This window comes from Neobacillus sp. DHD-1R (assembly GCF_057747995.1).
Genome location: NZ_CM173232.1, coordinates 5,002,985 through 5,019,963, shown reverse-complemented (window position 1 = coordinate 5,019,963; position 16,979 = coordinate 5,002,985). Strand labels below are relative to the sequence as shown.

Annotated in this window: 17 protein-coding genes, 1 rRNA gene, 1 riboswitch and 1 other annotated feature; of the genes, 11 read left to right on the top strand and 7 right to left on the bottom strand. The window is 40.2% G+C overall.

Translation table 11 applies throughout. The features are described from left to right. Window positions 1-34: 34 nt before the first annotated feature. Window positions 35-1,432, bottom strand: coding sequence for a glycosyltransferase (locus AC3ANL_RS24705; protein ID WP_488326955.1), 1,398 nt, complete (start codon window positions 1,430-1,432; stop codon window positions 35-37). A gap of 164 nt (window positions 1,433-1,596) precedes the next feature. On the opposite strand from AC3ANL_RS24705, the gene AC3ANL_RS24700 reads away from it, so the two are divergent. The 3 genes from AC3ANL_RS24700 (at window position 1,597) to AC3ANL_RS24690 (ending at window position 3,747) form a co-directional block, all read left to right on the top strand. Continuing rightward, a complete protein-coding gene (locus AC3ANL_RS24700) occupies window positions 1,597-2,805 on the top strand; it encodes a glycosyltransferase (RefSeq protein ID WP_488326954.1) in 1,209 nt (402 codons plus the stop codon). Window positions 2,806-2,885: 80 nt separating this feature from the next. Continuing rightward, window positions 2,886-3,218 carry an alpha-helical endospore appendage domain-containing protein gene (locus AC3ANL_RS24695; RefSeq protein ID WP_488326953.1) on the top strand — a complete coding sequence of 111 codons (333 nt, stop codon included), beginning with the start codon at window positions 2,886-2,888 and terminating at the stop codon, window positions 3,216-3,218. Between the two features lie 211 nt (window positions 3,219-3,429). Beyond that, window positions 3,430-3,747 carry an alpha-helical endospore appendage domain-containing protein gene (locus AC3ANL_RS24690; RefSeq protein ID WP_488326952.1) on the top strand — a complete coding sequence of 106 codons (318 nt, stop codon included), beginning with the start codon at window positions 3,430-3,432 and terminating at the stop codon, window positions 3,745-3,747. A gap of 175 nt (window positions 3,748-3,922) precedes the next feature. Here AC3ANL_RS24690 and AC3ANL_RS24685 read toward each other — a convergent pair whose 3' ends face one another. Both AC3ANL_RS24685 and AC3ANL_RS24680 read right to left on the bottom strand, forming a co-directional pair. After that, window positions 3,923-5,305, bottom strand: a complete 1,383-nt coding sequence (locus tag AC3ANL_RS24685; protein WP_488326951.1) for a sugar phosphate nucleotidyltransferase — start codon at window positions 5,303-5,305, stop codon at window positions 3,923-3,925. A 278-nt stretch (window positions 5,306-5,583) separates the two neighbouring features. Beyond that, window positions 5,584-5,730, bottom strand: coding sequence for a hypothetical protein (locus AC3ANL_RS24680; protein ID WP_488326950.1), 147 nt, complete (start codon window positions 5,728-5,730; stop codon window positions 5,584-5,586). A gap of 533 nt (window positions 5,731-6,263) precedes the next feature. On the opposite strand from AC3ANL_RS24680, the gene AC3ANL_RS24675 reads away from it, so the two are divergent. Together AC3ANL_RS24675 and AC3ANL_RS24670 are read left to right on the top strand one after the other, a co-directional pair. Beyond that, window positions 6,264-6,968, top strand: a complete 705-nt coding sequence (locus AC3ANL_RS24675) for an alpha-helical endospore appendage domain-containing protein (RefSeq protein WP_488329827.1) — start codon at window positions 6,264-6,266, stop codon at window positions 6,966-6,968. 329 nt (window positions 6,969-7,297) lie between these two features. Further along, complete coding sequence (locus tag AC3ANL_RS24670) at window positions 7,298-7,930, top strand: alpha-helical endospore appendage domain-containing protein (RefSeq protein WP_488326949.1); 633 nt, start codon at window positions 7,298-7,300, stop codon at window positions 7,928-7,930. Here the strand turns inward: AC3ANL_RS24670 and AC3ANL_RS24665 are convergent. The 3 genes from AC3ANL_RS24665 to AC3ANL_RS24655 all read right to left on the bottom strand — a co-directional run bounded on the left by AC3ANL_RS24665 (window position 7,914) and on the right by AC3ANL_RS24655 (window position 9,017). Beyond that, window positions 7,914-8,198 carry an alpha-helical endospore appendage domain-containing protein gene (locus tag AC3ANL_RS24665; RefSeq protein WP_488326948.1) on the bottom strand — a complete coding sequence of 95 codons (285 nt, stop codon included), beginning with the start codon at window positions 8,196-8,198 and terminating at the stop codon, window positions 7,914-7,916. The two genes, AC3ANL_RS24670 and AC3ANL_RS24665, sit on opposite strands and share 17 nt — an antisense overlap. A gap of 174 nt (window positions 8,199-8,372) precedes the next feature. Further along, entirely contained in the window at window positions 8,373-8,621 is a 249-nt protein-coding gene (locus tag AC3ANL_RS24660) for a hypothetical protein (RefSeq protein WP_488326947.1), read from the bottom strand. Window positions 8,622-8,657: 36 nt separating this feature from the next. Next, window positions 8,658-9,017: an alpha-helical endospore appendage domain-containing protein gene (locus tag AC3ANL_RS24655; protein ID WP_488326946.1), complete on the bottom strand. Its 360-nt coding sequence runs from the start codon at window positions 9,015-9,017 to the stop codon at window positions 8,658-8,660. 649 nt (window positions 9,018-9,666) lie between these two features. Then, window positions 9,667-10,510 (top strand) — a sequence feature (23S ribosomal RNA rRNA prediction is too short). Between the two features lie 215 nt (window positions 10,511-10,725). Here AC3ANL_RS24655 and rrf point away from each other — a divergent pair. Beyond that, window positions 10,726-10,842, top strand: a 5S ribosomal RNA gene (gene rrf, locus AC3ANL_RS24650). A 690-nt stretch (window positions 10,843-11,532) separates the two neighbouring features. On the opposite strand, the gene AC3ANL_RS24645 is transcribed toward rrf, so the two are convergent. Continuing rightward, the gene (locus AC3ANL_RS24645; protein ID WP_488326945.1) at window positions 11,533-12,798 is read right to left on the bottom strand and encodes a TolB family protein; all 1,266 of its coding nucleotides are present in this window, start codon (window positions 12,796-12,798) and stop codon (window positions 11,533-11,535) included. Between the two features lie 124 nt (window positions 12,799-12,922). Here AC3ANL_RS24645 and AC3ANL_RS24640 point away from each other — a divergent pair, with 124 nt between their 5' ends. The 5 genes from AC3ANL_RS24640 (at window position 12,923) to purB (ending at window position 16,910) form a co-directional block, all read left to right on the top strand. Next, a complete protein-coding gene (locus tag AC3ANL_RS24640; protein WP_488326944.1) occupies window positions 12,923-13,465 on the top strand; it encodes a DUF2179 domain-containing protein in 543 nt (180 codons plus the stop codon). Beyond that, window positions 13,462-13,659 carry an NETI motif-containing protein gene (locus AC3ANL_RS24635; RefSeq protein WP_488326943.1) on the top strand — a complete coding sequence of 66 codons (198 nt, stop codon included), beginning with the start codon at window positions 13,462-13,464 and terminating at the stop codon, window positions 13,657-13,659. The genes AC3ANL_RS24640 and AC3ANL_RS24635 overlap by 4 nt, the downstream gene beginning before the upstream one ends. 89 nt (window positions 13,660-13,748) lie before the next feature. After that, window positions 13,749-13,850, top strand: a riboswitch (purine riboswitch). Between the two features lie 128 nt (window positions 13,851-13,978). Then, complete coding sequence (gene purE / locus AC3ANL_RS24630) at window positions 13,979-14,470, top strand: 5-(carboxyamino)imidazole ribonucleotide mutase (protein WP_488326942.1); 492 nt, start codon at window positions 13,979-13,981, stop codon at window positions 14,468-14,470. Next, the gene (purK, locus tag AC3ANL_RS24625) at window positions 14,460-15,608 is read left to right on the top strand and encodes a 5-(carboxyamino)imidazole ribonucleotide synthase (protein WP_488326941.1); all 1,149 of its coding nucleotides are present in this window, start codon (window positions 14,460-14,462) and stop codon (window positions 15,606-15,608) included. Before purE ends, purK begins: the two co-directional genes overlap by 11 nt. A gap of 3 nt (window positions 15,609-15,611) precedes the next feature. Next, window positions 15,612-16,910, top strand: a complete 1,299-nt coding sequence (gene purB / locus AC3ANL_RS24620) for an adenylosuccinate lyase (protein WP_488326940.1) — start codon at window positions 15,612-15,614, stop codon at window positions 16,908-16,910. The last annotated feature ends 69 nt before the right edge of the window (window positions 16,911-16,979 follow it).

Genomic DNA, 16,979 nt, shown 5'->3' with positions numbered 1-16,979 from the left:
TTCCTATCATGTGATTAAATAATCCACTAAAGGACTACAGCTGTGCATAACAGAATTTCATCATGAGCTGGATATTCTCCTGAAAGTCATGATCTTGCTGCGCCATGTTGTCAGCAAAGTAAACAAGATGTTTTATTGCAGCGGTGTAATTTTTTTGTTGGATGTAAATAATAGCTGCATTGTACCGCGCCATAAGTGTCAGGGGGTATACTGAAAGAAGGTTCAGATAGATACCCAATGCATCATCCATGAAATTTTTTTGATAAAGTTCATTCCCATACTCCATCTCCATTTTAATAATATCCTCGTTTGCTGTTTTCGGGCCTGATTTCTGATTAGATAACTGTCTGATTCTTTCAGAAACTGTAAGAGCGCTTTTTTTCCATGTAAAGGAGGATAAAATCTGCTGGCTTGCTTCCTGTCCCTTTTTCTTCACCATTGATGGGTTCTCATATGCGAACCGCATTGTCTGCTGTAAGTCGTTCCGATCAATCGACAGCCACCATGGATAGTCCACTGTATCCAGATCACCTACTTTTTTCTCTGATAAAAGAACCTCCTTAGAGGGTACGAAAAATGCTGTTTCAGCATTGCAAAAATCCTGACATGAACCTTTATCCGGTACAATCGCCGGAATTCCGCATGCCATAGCTTCTGCAATAGTCAGCCCGAAACCCTCTCCCCTGTATGGATGAACTAAACAATCACACGCCTTATATAATCCACCTAGCTCTGTTTCTGAAATATCATGATCCATGTAGACAATCCGCGGATTTTTTGGATCTAACATGGCTTCATGAATCATCTTTTCAAGCGTGATTCCTTTATAAAAAGATTGGGTGCCGGTGTCTTTAATAAACAAACAAACATCATCATTCGCAGTAAATTCATTTAGGTATGCTTGAACGAGGGTATCAATTCCCTTACGTCCAATCGTCCCTCCGACAAACAGGAATCGAAAAGAGGAAGGTTTTAAATCCAGTGCTTCCACATCTGTGTGGAAAACTTTCTCGTCCACCCCAAGCGGAATGACGTGAATTTTATTTTCTGGAATTCCGCAGCGTACGTAGCTTTCCTTATTGTAATTGCTATAAACCCAGACTTCATCCACCCAATACTTCATTGGAATATACCACGTCCTGGGAATTGCGCCATATTCCCAAGGTTGCATACAAATCCACTTCTTACTTTTTGGTGCTTCCCAATCTGGCGGCCACTGATGGAAAATCGTCAAGTCTGATTCGGGAAAAGGCGAAAATTCTTGCTTTTCATTGTTAGAGAGTGCTAATGGTGCTTCTAAATCAGGAATTTTTTTCTTAATATTCAAATGTTCTTTGCTTAATAACCTGCAAATATTCCTGTTAACAATTGCAAGACTATGACCGGCAAATTGAGGACCGACCCAGTTAATTTTTATTGCTTCTTTTTTCAACAGTATCCACCTCAAGCTTCGTTATGGTGTTTTCTTTCTTTCTTCACTTACACAGTATATTGAACACCGTTGAATAAGTTTCCAAAAACGCACTTTTACCTAGTTAAAATCATAATATGGGAAATGATTGGTTTAGTTTTTTTATAAGGAGAGTGAAAGGAAATATGGACTTTCGACGTTTGTCGTTATGCATGATTGTAAAAGATGAAGAGGACTGTATCGGTAATTGCCTTAGCAGTATAGAGAAGGTTGTAGACGAAATCATTATAGTAGATACAGGATCTTCAGACCGAACAGTTGAGATCTGTAAATCATTTGGAGCACAGGTTTACGAATTTCCCTGGAACAAAAGCTTTGCTGACGCCCGCAACTTTGGTTTAGAACGTGCAACAGGGGATTGGATTTTATGGTTGGATGCAGATGAGGAGTTGGAATCTTCTGATGTTTATAAACTGCGTGATATCCTTTATTCCGATGAAGACATTTTATCCATTCATTTAATGAATTATTATGGCGAACGCCCTGAACCGGATAAAACCTTCGATATTGCCCATACTCGCCTTTTCCGAAATCATATAGGATTTAAATTTATTGGCAAAATCCATGAAATGATAAACACTGATGAGGTTCTGACGATTCCAGAGGATGGTCTGATAATCAAAACGGTGCCAATTAAAGTTCACCATTATGGTTATATGGTTTCGGTGACTGAAAATAAAAAGAAATTTGAACGGAATCTTACAATGTTACTGGAAGAACTGAAACAAAAAGACCATAACCCTTGGATTCATTATCATATTGCCAGCGAATATTACAATAAACAGGAATTTAGTAAAGCGTTTGATCATGTTAATCATTCCATTAAAGATTTCCTAAAACGGTTACAGGCGCCGCCTTCGCTTTTATATCGATTAAAGTATTCCATATTGATTAATACTGGAAGCATCGAAGGAGCATGGCCAGGTATTGAGAAAGTGCTTATACTTTATCCGGATTATGTAGATTTACATTTTTATAAAGGCATTATCTTATATTTGAAAGATATGTTCAAAGAAGCATTGGAGACGTTTGAGGATTGTCTCGAAATGGGAGAGGAGAATTTACAGCATCTTACCATAAAGGGTGTAGGCAGCTTTCAAGCATTACACTATAAAGGATGCTGTCTCGAAAAACTGGGACAGATCGAGGAAGCTGCAAGGTGTTATGCAATGGCTGCAAGTCAATCGAAAACATTTGCTTCTCCCGTAGAAGCTCTACGTGAACTGATGGCGAAACAGCAAGATCTATTTAGTCCATTAACGGAAGATTGCGATGATGAAACACTAATCGCAAAGGCGCTCACGATCCATTTTCAAAAAAAATATGATCAATAATAAAAATAGTTTATTGGCCGTGCCCCTCAATGAGAGAAATCAATACAATGTAGAAGATTAAAAGAAAAGAGGTGAAAAAAATGTCCCAAGCTAATATTCCTAATATTACGCCGCTTATTTCAGTTACGACTTCGCAGACGATTCCGTTGCTTTTGGCTTCTGTTGCCCTAGAGGAATTGGCTCTTGCACACATCATTAATGCTGAAGCAGAGAAACTTCAATTAGTTCTAGGAACTTTAACTCCTACTAGAACTACTTTCTCTCCTGCAGTGGTTTCGATAACTAATCTTATTGATATTAATACAAGTGTTCAAAGAACACTTCGTGATGTGATCAAGAAGGAAATGTTACTAGAGTTTAAGTTTGAAAATATCCTTGATTTGATCGCTATCACGCCACGACCAGGAGGTTAAGGTTAGTTAGTTTTGCAGCACCTCACTTAGTCGTTCTAAGTCGATGATAAGATATATATCTTCATATTCCTCTTACTCCCGATTGGCGTGCCCAACCGGGAGCTTTTTAATGAAATAACTTTGCATAGCAAACATCATAAAAATAGTTGTGTCATTCTTTAACCTGAGGAAATAAACTAACATCAGCGCTAAAGAAAATGAGGTGATAACAATGTCTCAAGCCAATATTCCGAATATTAGTCCACTCCCTTCAGTTACCACTGATCAGGCCATTACATTGCTGCTGGCTTCCATTGCCCTTGAGGAGTTAGCTCTTGCACACGTCATTAATGCCGAGGCTGAAAAACTTCAATTTGTACTCGGAAGATTAAAGCATACAAAAACAAAACTTTCTCCCAAAGAGGTTTCCGCATCTAATCTTCTTACAATCAATGCTAGTGCTGAAAGAATCCTTCAGGACGTTATTAAAAAGGAGATGTTATTGCAATTTAAATTAGAAAACATCCTTGATTTGACACCCAAACGATAAATAAAAAAAAGAAAGAAAATCTGTTATCGATTTTCTTTCTTTTTTTTATTTATCGCCTTATAAGGTTGTTCCATCCAAAATGGGGATTTGGATTGATTGGATAATCCAGAAAAATGAAGAGGTCATGAAGGTTCAGGCAATTTCACCTTATTCTCAAGACAAATAAACAGGAAATTTACTTACTCTCAAGGGATTTCTTCATTTCTTCCCATGACATAAATAAACGAATAATATCTTCTTCTTCTAGTTTACTTCCCATTTGAACCTCAACAATTTCAAGATCTTTGCTTGCTTTAATTCCATGCCTTGTCCCTACAGGAATCTTTAGCACATCGCCTTTTTTTACATAAGACAGTTTATCATCAAGAACAAATTCTCCTTCACCTTCCACTACCACCCATACTTCACTCCGGTTATGATGATATTGATAGCTGAGGTTATGCCCTGCCAATATGAATAATCGCTTTGTCAGTACTTCTATTCCTTCAGCGGATTTGTTGTATTCCAAGACGCGATACCACCCCCAACGGCGCTCCTCATACATAGGGCGTTGATGGAAATCTTTTACTATTTCTTTGACGTGATGGCTTACAGATTTTTCTGAAACCAAAATACCATCAGGACTTGTTGCCACAACTACATTAGAAGTACCCAATACAACCACAGGTAGATCTAATTCATTGATTAAATGTGTATTGATGCAATCATGGCTCATTGAACCCCTGCCGAGGATATTTGTCTGCATCTCCTCCGTCAATGTATTCCAAGTCCCCAAGTCTCTCCAATAGCCGTTATAGGGGGTAACAGCAATTCGCTCTGCCTTCTCTACAATTTCATAATCGAAGCTTATTTTCGGCAGACTATTATAATGTTCTATTACTTGGTCATATTGAGTAGGAAGACCCCTTTTTTCTAGCTGTTTCATCATATAGCCCAATTTAAAGGCAAATACACCGCAGTTCCAAAGTGCCTGCTGTTTCACCAAGCGCTCTGCCATTTCTTCTATCGGTTTTTCCTTAAAGCCGATTACGTTTAAATATTCTTGTGCTTGTTGACAGTTCTTTTCAGCTTTTTCAGGAATGATGTAACCATATTTTGTCGAAGCATAGGCAGGATTTACCCCAATTAAAGCGATATCCATACTCGATTCCAAAATAACATTCTCTAATTCTTTAACTTTATTAAAAAATTGATTTTCTACAAAAGGATCAACAGGCATTACAATAATGACTTCGTTTAGATTTACACCAATGATTGAATACAAATACGATGCTGCTAATGCGATTGCAGGAAAGGTATCTCTCCGCTCAGGTTCGATAATTAATGGTACTTGAGTTCCTAATTGACTTTGTATAATATCCACCTGTGTTTTACTCGTCGAGATATACGTACTATTTAATAATTGATTCCACTCTAATTGTCGCCAGATTCTTTGCACCATGGATTCCAGCTCATCTTCAGAACGGGAGAGTATTTTTAAAAATTGCTTAGATCTGGAGTCATTGGAAAGCGGCCATAATCGTTTCCCAGATCCTCCTGACAGCAATATTAGTTTCATTTCACGCACCTCTATATAAATGGATTACCCAAAAAGTTTCCATCCACTTGAATTACTATCATATGAGTGAAGATGGCATTATGAAATAGATAAGAGCCTTTTAATAAAAGAGATTAGAAAATAAATCTAAGAAAGGATTTGACTTTCTCATTACTTATTATCTTAAAAAACTTATTATTTAAAACAGTGAGACAAGCCGTGTCTGTATTGATTAACTTTTCATATTGTACAAGCAGATAAGTCGAATAATGTGACCTTCAAGAGGGGTATTTTCATATTCAGTAAATTGCTGCCTGCTGGATAAAAGAATAGTCCTCTGGCTGGGCAGGTGCTGGCTGTTTTGGCGGCGGCGGAGGAGGTTCGCGAAATAACGGAACGAACCAAGTTAACGCAGCTGGTTTCGGTACAGACAACGGAGTAGTCATTATTACCTTTATGTGATCTAGCCATTGCTAAAATGTCATGGAAATTACTGACGTCTTTTAAATAATAGAAGGGAATCAGCCAGGCTTTTTTGTTAAAGCACTGGCTTTTTTGGCTTACTGCTATTTATCGTTTTCATAGATTCCAAAAAATATTAAACAAGCATCCGAATTAGAAGATTCTAGGGTCGGACCTTCACCAATAAAGCAATATTGGAATAATATATATTGGGCGTGATATTAGTAGACATTCTTCACCTCTTCCTGAGATGGAGCCTTCCTCAGCAATTATTTGTCCAAAAGCCGCTCTTCATTTTCCTATATTTAAAAACTGTGAAAACGCAAGGGAGAAAGCCTTTTTTTCTAGTTTTTTGGAAACAATCTCTTAAAAACATAATTGAGTAAAATAATAAGGAACGAAGGCATGTACAGCTTTTGTTAAAATCACCAAGGAGGTGAATAATAATGTCTAATCCCAACATAGGGAATATTACGCCTACAATCTCCTTAGTGTAGGACAAACTGTTCCACTACTACTGGCTTCCATAGCCCTCGAGGAGCTGGTTCTCGCTCACCTGGTGAACGCAGAAGCCGAAAAACTTCAACTTGTTCTTGGCACATTAACCCCAACAGGTGCTACATTATCTCCTGCAACAGTTTCGTTGACCACCCTTCTTACTTTGAATGCAAGTGTACAAAGAGCACTTCGCGATGTGATCAAGAAGGAAATGCTTCTTGAATTCAAGTTTGAAAATATTCTTGATTTAATCGCACTCACTCCTACGCCGCCACTAGCTTGCCCTTGTAATGCTACATTGAACTTCCATATGGGTGGTGTCTCAATTACTGTTCCTGGCGTCGGTGTTGTGACAGGTGCTATCGATCTAACTGGAGCGATTTGCCCAAGCTGCGGAGCAGCAGGTAGTATGTTCACATTTAATTTCGACTCAGCACCACCTGGTTTTAGCGAATCTTTCATAGCTACAACAATCACTTCGGTAACTTGTCCTGTTCTATCGGATATTTTAAATACCATGATTGTAACGGGATCTGGAACAGGAAACTTTAATGGTGCACCGTTCTCTTCTACTTTCACTCTCCTATTGACTGATGTAGAGCCACCAGCACCTACTGCAACATTTGTACTAACTATCGATAATACTCCTAATGGAACGCAGGTTGTCACCTTTACACAAAATGGAGAAGGGCACGTGGAAATAACAGGCTGCCCCTTACCTTAACAAACTATTGAGTTAAAAAAACTCCTATTCCGAATATGGAATGGGAATTGTTTGGTTGAGAGGGCTTAGCTGCTGTAGCGATCTTGTTTTTGAACACGAGAAACAGCCAAGGCATTTTTCTAAAAGTACTGGCTGTTTTTATTTTTCTCTCTTCTACTAAAAAACAGCGTAATTGGATTAGCACATTGAAAAAATTTTTTTTGCGTGATATTAGCCTTTTTAAATTACATATTTTTCATAATGTGCAAGTGTATAAGTTTTTTTTAGATACCTGCACCTGCGGTGTAAATATAACGGACTTATATAAAAAATTGAAATGGAATGATTAAATGTCTAATCCAAACATACCCAAAATCACACCCACGATTTCCATTAGTTTGGCAGAGACTGTTCCATTGCTCCTTAGCTCAGTCGCTCTTGAAGAACTAGCCTTGGCTCATTTGCTGAATGCAGAAGCGGAGAAGCTACAGCTTATTCTCGGAGCATTAACACCTACACGCATCACTTTTTCTCCTGCAACCGTTTCGTTAGCCGATCTTCTTGCTACGGATACAAGTGTCCAAAGGACCATTTGTGACGTTATTAATAAGGAAATACTATTGGAGTTCAAATTTGAAAATGCGTTGGATTTAGCTGCCACTGTTGCAAGCTATGGTCCTTTTACATTTGGTTTTGCAGGAGCCAAACTTCAGTTTATTGCTGTTCCGCCATTTGCATCTACCGCAACAATCCAAGCGATTGGTGCAGCAGGTGGCAAAGGACCTGCAGCAAATGGACTTGGCGCCTCTATTAAGGGTGATTTCCCTGTAACGCCGGGTGAAGTATTTTCAATAATGGTTGGTGGCCAAGGTGGAACAGGTGGGGCCGCTGCCGGTACTACTACCGGGATAAAGGTATTAAACAATGAGGCAATCCAATTCCTTTTGGATTGCCTCATTGTTGTATTCAAAGTAAAAAATTAATTGTATCTTCAAGTTCAAACATTAGTAAAATTTCTTTCGCAATGATAGCCCGAAGCATTTCTTCCGCCTTCCTGTTTGCTTTTTTTAGGTCCTTGAGGGAAGCCTTCTTATGTTCAAATTCGGACACGGTTGCCTGAAGAATTTCGACCTCTGATTCTAATAAATTTGCCAATGATTGTTCCATCAATGCTATTCCAGCCAATTTCAACGTTACAACATCCCGCCTTTTGGGGATATGAAAATCTTTCGGTATTTCCGGTAAACCCATGATAGCCCTCCTCTTTGATTGTCACTAATAGAAGTAAAGCATCCGTAAATGCACCACATAATACCTATATGTAATCATTATTTTTTTGTGACATCTATTCCAAATAAACCCCTCTAGTACGGTAAAGTGGAACGTATCATAAAAAATAAACAGACAACACATTTGTGCGTCTGTTTATTTTATTATGTTGAAAAATGCTTTTCTTCTTCCTTCCATTATTCGCTTTATTTCTGAAATGGAATCATTTTGGATTTCTCTCTCCCTTTCTACGGTAAAAAGATCGTTTTGAGAAAACCAGTCTGGTTTCATCATTGCCATTTCAAGCATGTTGAATGTTTGTGAAAGGCGTCTTAATGAAGAATGTATATGAGAGAGAGATTCTTCTAACATTTCGCTGACATCTTCACTAAAATGATCCTCCATTTTCATATTCCCCTTCCTTATTGAAGACAAAGGTGCTCAATCTCCGGACTCTTCGAACTCTCCGGACTCTTCGAACTCCTCAAACTCTTCGCACTCTTCTCGTGGTATATGAATGACTTCAAGTGTTCTTTCTAATTTTTTTAGTAAAAGCCATTCCTTCATTACAATGGTTTCCAGCATTTGTGTGACCGAACGGTTCAAATCCAATATTTCTTTATTGCATGGTTTGGTAGGAAAGTCAGAATGTTTTCCGATAAAGGCTTGAATTTTATCCGCTTCAGCTTGAATCAGAAGAGCCAATGCCTCCTCCTCATTGGCTATTGATTTGATTAAATCAAACAGGACATGATTTAATGAGTGTTTTTCATCCCCATCCTTAGGGTGATGCTTTGTCATGAGTTTAACACCTCTTTAACAATTTTTTTCATACGATAGGTATATGCGCTAATGCCCGGTCCGGTGAATCGAAATATAATTAAAGCCAAAAAGAATAACACCCCGTAATAGCAGTTAGTCTCTTTTCTATATTGAACATAAATTTTTTTTACTTAATTTGACTTTTCCTCTTGTTCATCAACCAAGTCATGCAAAAACCCCTAGTTCTAAGGATTAGGATTTTTCGTCACCTTAAGCTTTATAAACACACCGACAATGGAGATAAATACAAGCTGCATGACAACCATATGTAAAAGCTTAACGTATCCTTACCCGAGAATGTTAAACCGATCGATTGATTCAGTGTAACTTCATGAACATGGGGACTTTCAAATATTTCCACTATAGGCAATTTTATTAATTTACTAATCATTGAGCGTTTGTCCAAGACCATTATTATTGTTCATCAATACTATATAGAGCAAGTACAAATTAGATTTCGGGGGCGAGAAAGAATGTCTGCTAAGAGACGCTATAACGATTTCGATTATGGAATGCCTTCTAAGAGATACTATGGTGAATTCGATCAAGAAGACGATGGGGATTGGGATAGAGACTGGGATTATGTTTGTGATCAAGAAGACGATGGGGATTGGGATAGAGACTGGGATTATGTTTGTGATCATGATGGCGATTGGGATAGATTGAGATTGAGATCACGATGACGATGAAAAGGAAAGTAAGAGAACAAGGTTAAAGGTAGGAGCATGAGAAGCCGGAGTGCTAGCTTCGGTGGAGGTGTCGGTGGGATATACCCTGGCTGAACCCGCACCCCTGATCGGGGTGGGAGACAGTGTCAGGTGGGCAGTTTGACTGGGGCGGTCGCCTCCTAAAGAGTAACGGAGGCGCCCAAAGGTTCCCTCAGAATGGTTGGAAATCATTCGTAGAGTGTAAAGGCACAAGGGAGCTTGACTGCGAGACCTACAAGTCGAGCAGGGACGAAAGTCGGGCTTAGTGATCCGGTGGTTCCGCATGGAAGGGCCATCGCTCAACGGATAAAAGCTACCCCGGGGATAATAGGCTTATCTCCCCCAAGAGTCCACATCGATGGGGAGGTTTGGCACCTCGATGTCGGCTCATCGCATCCTGGGGCTGTAGTCGGTCCCAAGGGTTGGGCTGTTCGACCATTAAAGCGGTACGCGAGCTGGGTTCAGAACGTCGTGAGACAGTTCGGTCCCTATCCGTCGTGGGCGCAGGAAATTTGAGAGGAGCTGTCCTTATTACGAGAGGACAGGGATGGACGCACCGCTGGTGTACCAGTTGTCTTGCCAAAGGCATCGCTGGGTATCTATGTGCGGACGGGATAAGTGCTGAAAGCATCTAAGCATGAAGCCTCCCTCAAGATGAGATTTCCCATAGCGTCAAGCTAGTAAGAACCCTGAAAGATGATCAGGTTGATAGGTCAGAGGTGGAAGCATGGCGACATCTGGAGCTGACTGATACTAATCGTTCGAGGACTTAACCAAATAGAAAAGCGGAGGCGACTGGTCAACTTCGACAGACGTTGGAGAGCCGGCACTGCAAATCCTGGTTTTGGATTTGAAGGGACGGATCGAAACGGCCGAGAAGTTAGGAGCCGCAGCTGGACAATTTTTAAAGCGAACTTGAGTTTTACCACACTTCTTCTGGATTATCTAGTTTTGAGAGAACGATCTCTCTAATTTTATAGTCTGGTAATTAAGGCGAGAAGGTCACACCCGTTCCCATACCGAACACGGAAGTTAAGCTTCTCAGCGCCGATGGTAGTTGGGACACGCGTCCCTGTGAGAGTAGGACGTTGCCAGGCACGACAAAAAGACAACCTGTATTGGGTTGTCTTTTTTTGCCTTAAAGTTGAAAATTATGGCTGAGGACAACGGGTTCACTTGTGAGGTGTAAAACATTAAAACACAAGGTTAAATCACTATTTAATTCGCAAGTTTTTCACCACTAAATTCACGGGACATTTCAAATAAGTCTTTGTTCCCCAGGGTCCTCCATATTGAGGACATTACTCTAGCTAACCATGCGAGTTTTGTCCTCAATGGCCCTTTATTGAGGACAGTTTCTCCGCTAACCATGCGAGGTTTGTCCTCAATAGCCCTTATTGAGGACAGTTTCTCCGCTAACCATGCGAGTTTTGTCCTCAATAGCCCTTATTGAGGACAGTTTCCCCGCTAACCATGCGAGGTTTGTCCTCAATAGCTCTAATTGACGACTGAGATTGAATTGAAAAAATTCAGGTAGCCAACACGATAAACCTTATAACCATTCACACTATAAAACATAGCACTTTCACATAGCCTCCAATAATCATTTCCACCATTGAGAATTACCTTGGAATTCGTATATGAAAAAGACAATTAAACGCTTAAAATCTTGATAAGATAACAAAAAAACATACCGAGTTTCATACGTGAAAAACGATGTGTTTGCCTTTGTGATTTGATTGTTTGCACTCCTAAAGTGAACCCGTTAAAGCCATGCCCCCACCTTCTTATGGTTTGTTTTTAAAAGAGTTAGGCTTATATAAACTAAAAACCTCATCCCAATTCCATTTCTCGTAATACCAGGTCCCTAAAGTTATATCTTTTATCCATTGTTTTTCCTTTATTTTATCTATCCTTGAAATAAATATATCCGCTGTTTTTCGATCCGTCCTGGCCCAAACTAGATGATTACGGGAAAACTGCGGCGCAAAATCACCTTCATTTTTAGAAGGAAAAGTGACTTGCTGTTGCGTGTTAGCAGAAATGTTAATCTCATATATGCTTGGTAGTGGTCGTCCATTCACATCCACTAATTCACTTTCTTTCGAGCGTGAAGCGTATAGGTGGTTATCATTTTCCCAAAATAAATCTCGATCTGCAAAACCCATTGGAGTAAAAATTCCTGTGTATAGGGTTGGAACACTTACCGTCTTTAATTGTTTATTCTTCATCGCTTCTCGGCCAACCCCTTGAATGTATCCAAGAGAGCCCTTCATTGGTGCCCATTGAAACCATTCCTCATCATTTAACATTTCATCCACCTTTTTAAAAACCTCACCATCGGCCGCTAACAAACATAGCGTGTTCGCATCTGCTGACAATGATGCAGTGGGGATCAGTAAGAAACTTAGCCACTTTTGGTCATAGGACCATTTAAATGGACTGGTACTGACAAAAAATTCTTCTTCCCCGATTGGAATCGTGAAAAAGGGCTTAAGGATTGGTCTATGTCTTTCAAACGTTAGTTTGGATAAAATAATATCCGAATGGAGCTGCCTGCTCGCCTTTGCGGAAGTAATCATTCCATTGCCATCAGGGAGCCAAGAGAAATTTTCGATATTTGCGGAAATCTTTGCCGTAAGAAAAGGAGTAGCCGGCTCCAAATGCAGGACATATAAATCCTTGTTTATCAAAAAGCTAATTTTATTATCGTGCGGCGCCCATTGGAAGTTGTTATGTACATTTTCCTTTATTTTTATGTGGTGGTTCATTTTAGCATTGTATAGCCACAGATCTCCATTGTACAGGATATCCTCAGCACTTTTTTTCCCCTTTAAATAGGCAATCCAGTTCCCGTCATGAGACCATTTTGGATATCTTATAAATCCTCTGGTTGTTATTTTGCGTTCTTGATTGCCAATCTTCATCCACAGATCATCGTTCCTGATAAAAGCGGCTTTGAGGTTATCGGTTTGATGATCTGCAAAAGCTATAGTTGGAACCAGAATGGGTAGTGTAATTAAAAGAATGGTAGGGATGATTTTTTTTAACATAATAACCGCCTCTTTGGCAAAAATGATATTTTGTTTATTTTGTACAAATAATTAGGATTCATCATTAATTTCATTATAAAAGTGTGCTAAAGTGAGAGAGGCTTATTACAAAGGAGGGCTTTTCGTGTTGGAAAATAGTTTTATGATGGTCGCGATTATTCTAATCATTAATATCGTTTATGTTTCTTTTTTTACGATAAGAATGATTTTGACTTTAAAAGGTCAGCGTTATTTGGCAGCCTCCCTCAGTATGATTGAAGTAGTTATTTATGTCCTTGGGCTTGGCCTTGTATTGAATAACCTAAATGAAATTCAAAATCTGATTGCCTATGCCGTTGGTTATGGTATTGGCGTTATCGTTGGAATGAAAATTGAGGAAAAGCTGGCATTAGGATATATTACTGTTAATGTGATTACAGCAGAATATGATAAAGATTTAGCTAAAGTATTAAGGGATGAGGGCTATGGAGTTACTGACTGGGCCGCACATGGGCTGGAAGGAAATCGCATGGCCCTGCAAATATTAACTCCCAGAAAATTTGAATTAAAACTATACGATAAGATTAAAACGTTGGATCCCAAAGCGTTTATTATCTCTTATGAACCGAAAGCTATTCATGGAGGCTTTTGGGTGAAATCAGTGAAAAGAGGGAAGCTATTTTCATGAGCAAAAAGAAGCTGCGATTTGAAGTGCAGGAAAATGAAAGTATCGAGGAGTGCTTGGATCGAATGAAACAGCAAGGATATGCTCCTATCCGTCGAACTGAAAAGCCAATTTTTCAAGAAGTGAAAAAAGCTGGAGAAACGATTTATGAGCCAGTTGGTCGTCAAATTGTCTTCGAAGCCACGTTAATTGAGTAAAACACGAACAATATATTATTTTCCAAAAATAACGTTCGACATATTTGTTGACAGCCCAACGAGTTGGTTGGTAAGATAAAGCTATGAATTAAACCATTTATTTTTACCCTCGTATATCCATGGGAATATGGCCCATAAGTTTCTACCCAATAACCGTAAATTATTGGACTATGAGGGAAAGTCAATAGGTTCGGTATTAAGGGCTGGCCCCTTACTTTATTTTGTATGCATTATCATCGTGCCCGAACAAATGGCTTTCTCTTGGATGAGAAGCTATTTGTTGCGGGCATTTTATTTGGGTAAAAAAGGGGGAGAAGAGATGTCCATTCTTGTTGGCGTCATTATGGGGAGTAAATCGGATTGGGAAACGATGAAACATACGTGTGAGGTTCTCGACCAATTTGAAATAGCTTATGAAAAAAGAGTGGTATCAGCCCATCGTACACCTGATTTGATGTTTACATATGCAAAAGAAGCAAGAGACAGAGGGTTAAAGGTAATCATTGCCGGGGCAGGCGGTGCGGCCCATCTCCCGGGAATGGTAGCAGCACAGACCACCTTGCCAGTCATCGGGGTTCCTGTTCAAACACAGGCCTTAAAAGGGTTAGACTCTTTATTGTCTATCGTGCAAATGCCTGGCGGTGTACCCGTCGCAACCGTTGCAATTGGGAAAGCGGGTGCAGTGAATGCGGGTCTGCTGGCGGCACAAATTTTAGCAACGGGTGACACTGCATTAGCTGAGAAGTTAGACGCGAGAAGAGAAGCAGTGAAACAAGAAGTGCTGGAAAGTAGTGATCAACTTGTCTACTAAAACGATATTACCTGGAGCAACGATTGGCATTATCGGCGGAGGTCAACTGGGCCGAATGATGGCGTTGGCAGCCAAGGCACAAGGTTTTCGGATAGCTGTTTTAGAACCGACAGCAGACTCTCCATGCGGACAGGTGGCTGACGTGGAAGTTATCGGTGCCTATGATGACCGTGAGGCGATCAGCCAATTAGCAGAGATTAGTGATGTGATTACCTACGAATTTGAAAATATTGATGCCGATACATTAGCTTGGCTATGTAATCAGGCTTATGTACCACAGGGTCCGCGGCTGTTAACGATCACGCAGGATAGGATTAAGGAGAAAGCAGCGATCCAGCAAGCGGGTGTGGTTGTGGCACCATATGAAGTGATCGACAGCATGGCTGATTTATTTTTAAAAATAGAAGCGATTGGCTACCCGGCTGTTCTGAAGACGGCAAGAGGCGGTTATGATGGCAAGGGGCAGCAGGTGCTGAGAGAAAAGCAGGATTTAGCGAAGTGTGAACCGCTGTTGAAACATGGTGCCTGTGTTTTAGAAAAATGGATTGCGTTTGAAAAAGAAATATCTGTTATTGTGACCCGAAAGCTTAATGGGGAAACGGCATTTTTACCAGTGGCGGAGAACATTCATGTGGAAAATATTTTACACAAAACGATTGTTCCAGCACGGATTTCACAAATGATACAGTTAGAAGCCGTAGAACAGGCCAAACTGCTTGCTGATTCGTTACAATTAGTGGGGACATTGGCAGTCGAGATGTTTGTGACAAGTGGGGGCAAGCTATTTATTAATGAATTGGCACCACGTCCGCACAATTCCGGCCATTTTTCAATCGAAGCATGTGCGACATCCCAATTTGAACAGCATATTCGTGCCATCTGCAATTGGCCGTTAGGGAGTACAGTGCTATTAAAACCAGCCGTTATGGTCAACCTATTAGGTGAGCATCTTGAACACCTTTTTGCGGAGATTCCAACTATGAATGACTGGAAGATTCATTTGTACGGCAAAAAAGAGGCAAAAGTTAAACGTAAGATGGGTCACGTTACTATTTTGCGTGAAAATGTGGAGGCTGCTCTTACAGAAATTGAAGAAAGCAGCATCTGGAAATCAGCTAAAGAAATGATCGGGGGATAAAACATGATTGATCGTTATACACGACCTGAAATGGGTGCAATTTGGACAGAGAAAAACCGCTTTAATGCCTGGCTTGAGGTAGAAATACTGGCTTGTGAAGCATGGGCTGAATTAGGAGAAATTCCTAAGGAGGATGTTAAGAAGCTTCGCGAAAATGCTTCCTTCAATATTGACCGCATTAAAGAAATTGAAGAGGAAACAAGACACGATGTGGTTGCTTTTACGCGGGCCGTTTCGGAAACATTGGGTGAGGAACGTAAATGGGTTCATTATGGTTTAACCTCTACAGATGTTGTTGATACAGCCTTATCTTATGTCTTAAAACAAGCTAATACCATTTTAGTAAAAGACATTGAGAATTTTATTGAGATTTTAAAAAATAAGGCGATGGAACATAAGTTTACGGTGATGATGGGGCGGACACATGGCGTTCATGCCGAGCCAACAACCTTTGGATTGAAGCTTGCTTTATGGTATGAAGAAATGAAGCGAAACCTTGAACGCTTCAAGCAGGCGGCAGCTGGTGTGGAGTTTGGAAAAATCTCTGGGGCTGTCGGCACATATGCCAATATTGACCCGTTTGTGGAGCAATATGTGTGTGAAAAATTAGGGCTGGGTGCTGCACCGATTTCGACGCAAACATTGCAGCGTGACCGTCATGCTCACTACATGTCAACGCTTGCTCTGATTGCCACTTCGATTGAAAAGTTTGCGGTAGAAGTTCGCGGTTTGCAAAAAAGTGAAACTCGTGAGGTTGAGGAGTTTTTTGCAAAAGGACAAAAGGGTTCATCTGCGATGCCGCATAAGCGAAATCCAATTGGCTCTGAAAATATGACGGGGATGGCACGTGTTATTCGCGGCTATATGATGACAGCTTACGAAAATGTGCCGTTATGGCATGAACGGGATATCTCCCATTCTTCTGCAGAACGCATCATTTTGCCTGATGCGACGATTGCATTGAATTATATGTTGAACCGGTTTGGAAACATTGTGAAGAACTTGACCGTGTATCCAGAGAATATGAAGCGTAATATGGAGCGGACCTTAGGGTTGATTTACTCACAGCGTGTGTTGCTTGCGCTGATTGATAAAGGGTTATCACGCGAGGAAGCCTACGATACCGTGCAGCCTAAGGCGATGGAAGCATGGGAGAAACAAGTACCGTTCCGCGGTTTGATTGAAGCAGAGGATAAAATTACCACGTTGCTTTCAGATGCGGAAATTGCCGATTGTTTTGATTATAATTACCACCTAAAACATGTCGATATGATTTTTGATCGCTTAGGGTTGAATGGGTAAGGATTTTATAGAAGACGGTCGTCAATAGAAGTAGTAGACGACCGTAACGAAGAAAAATACGGATGCACG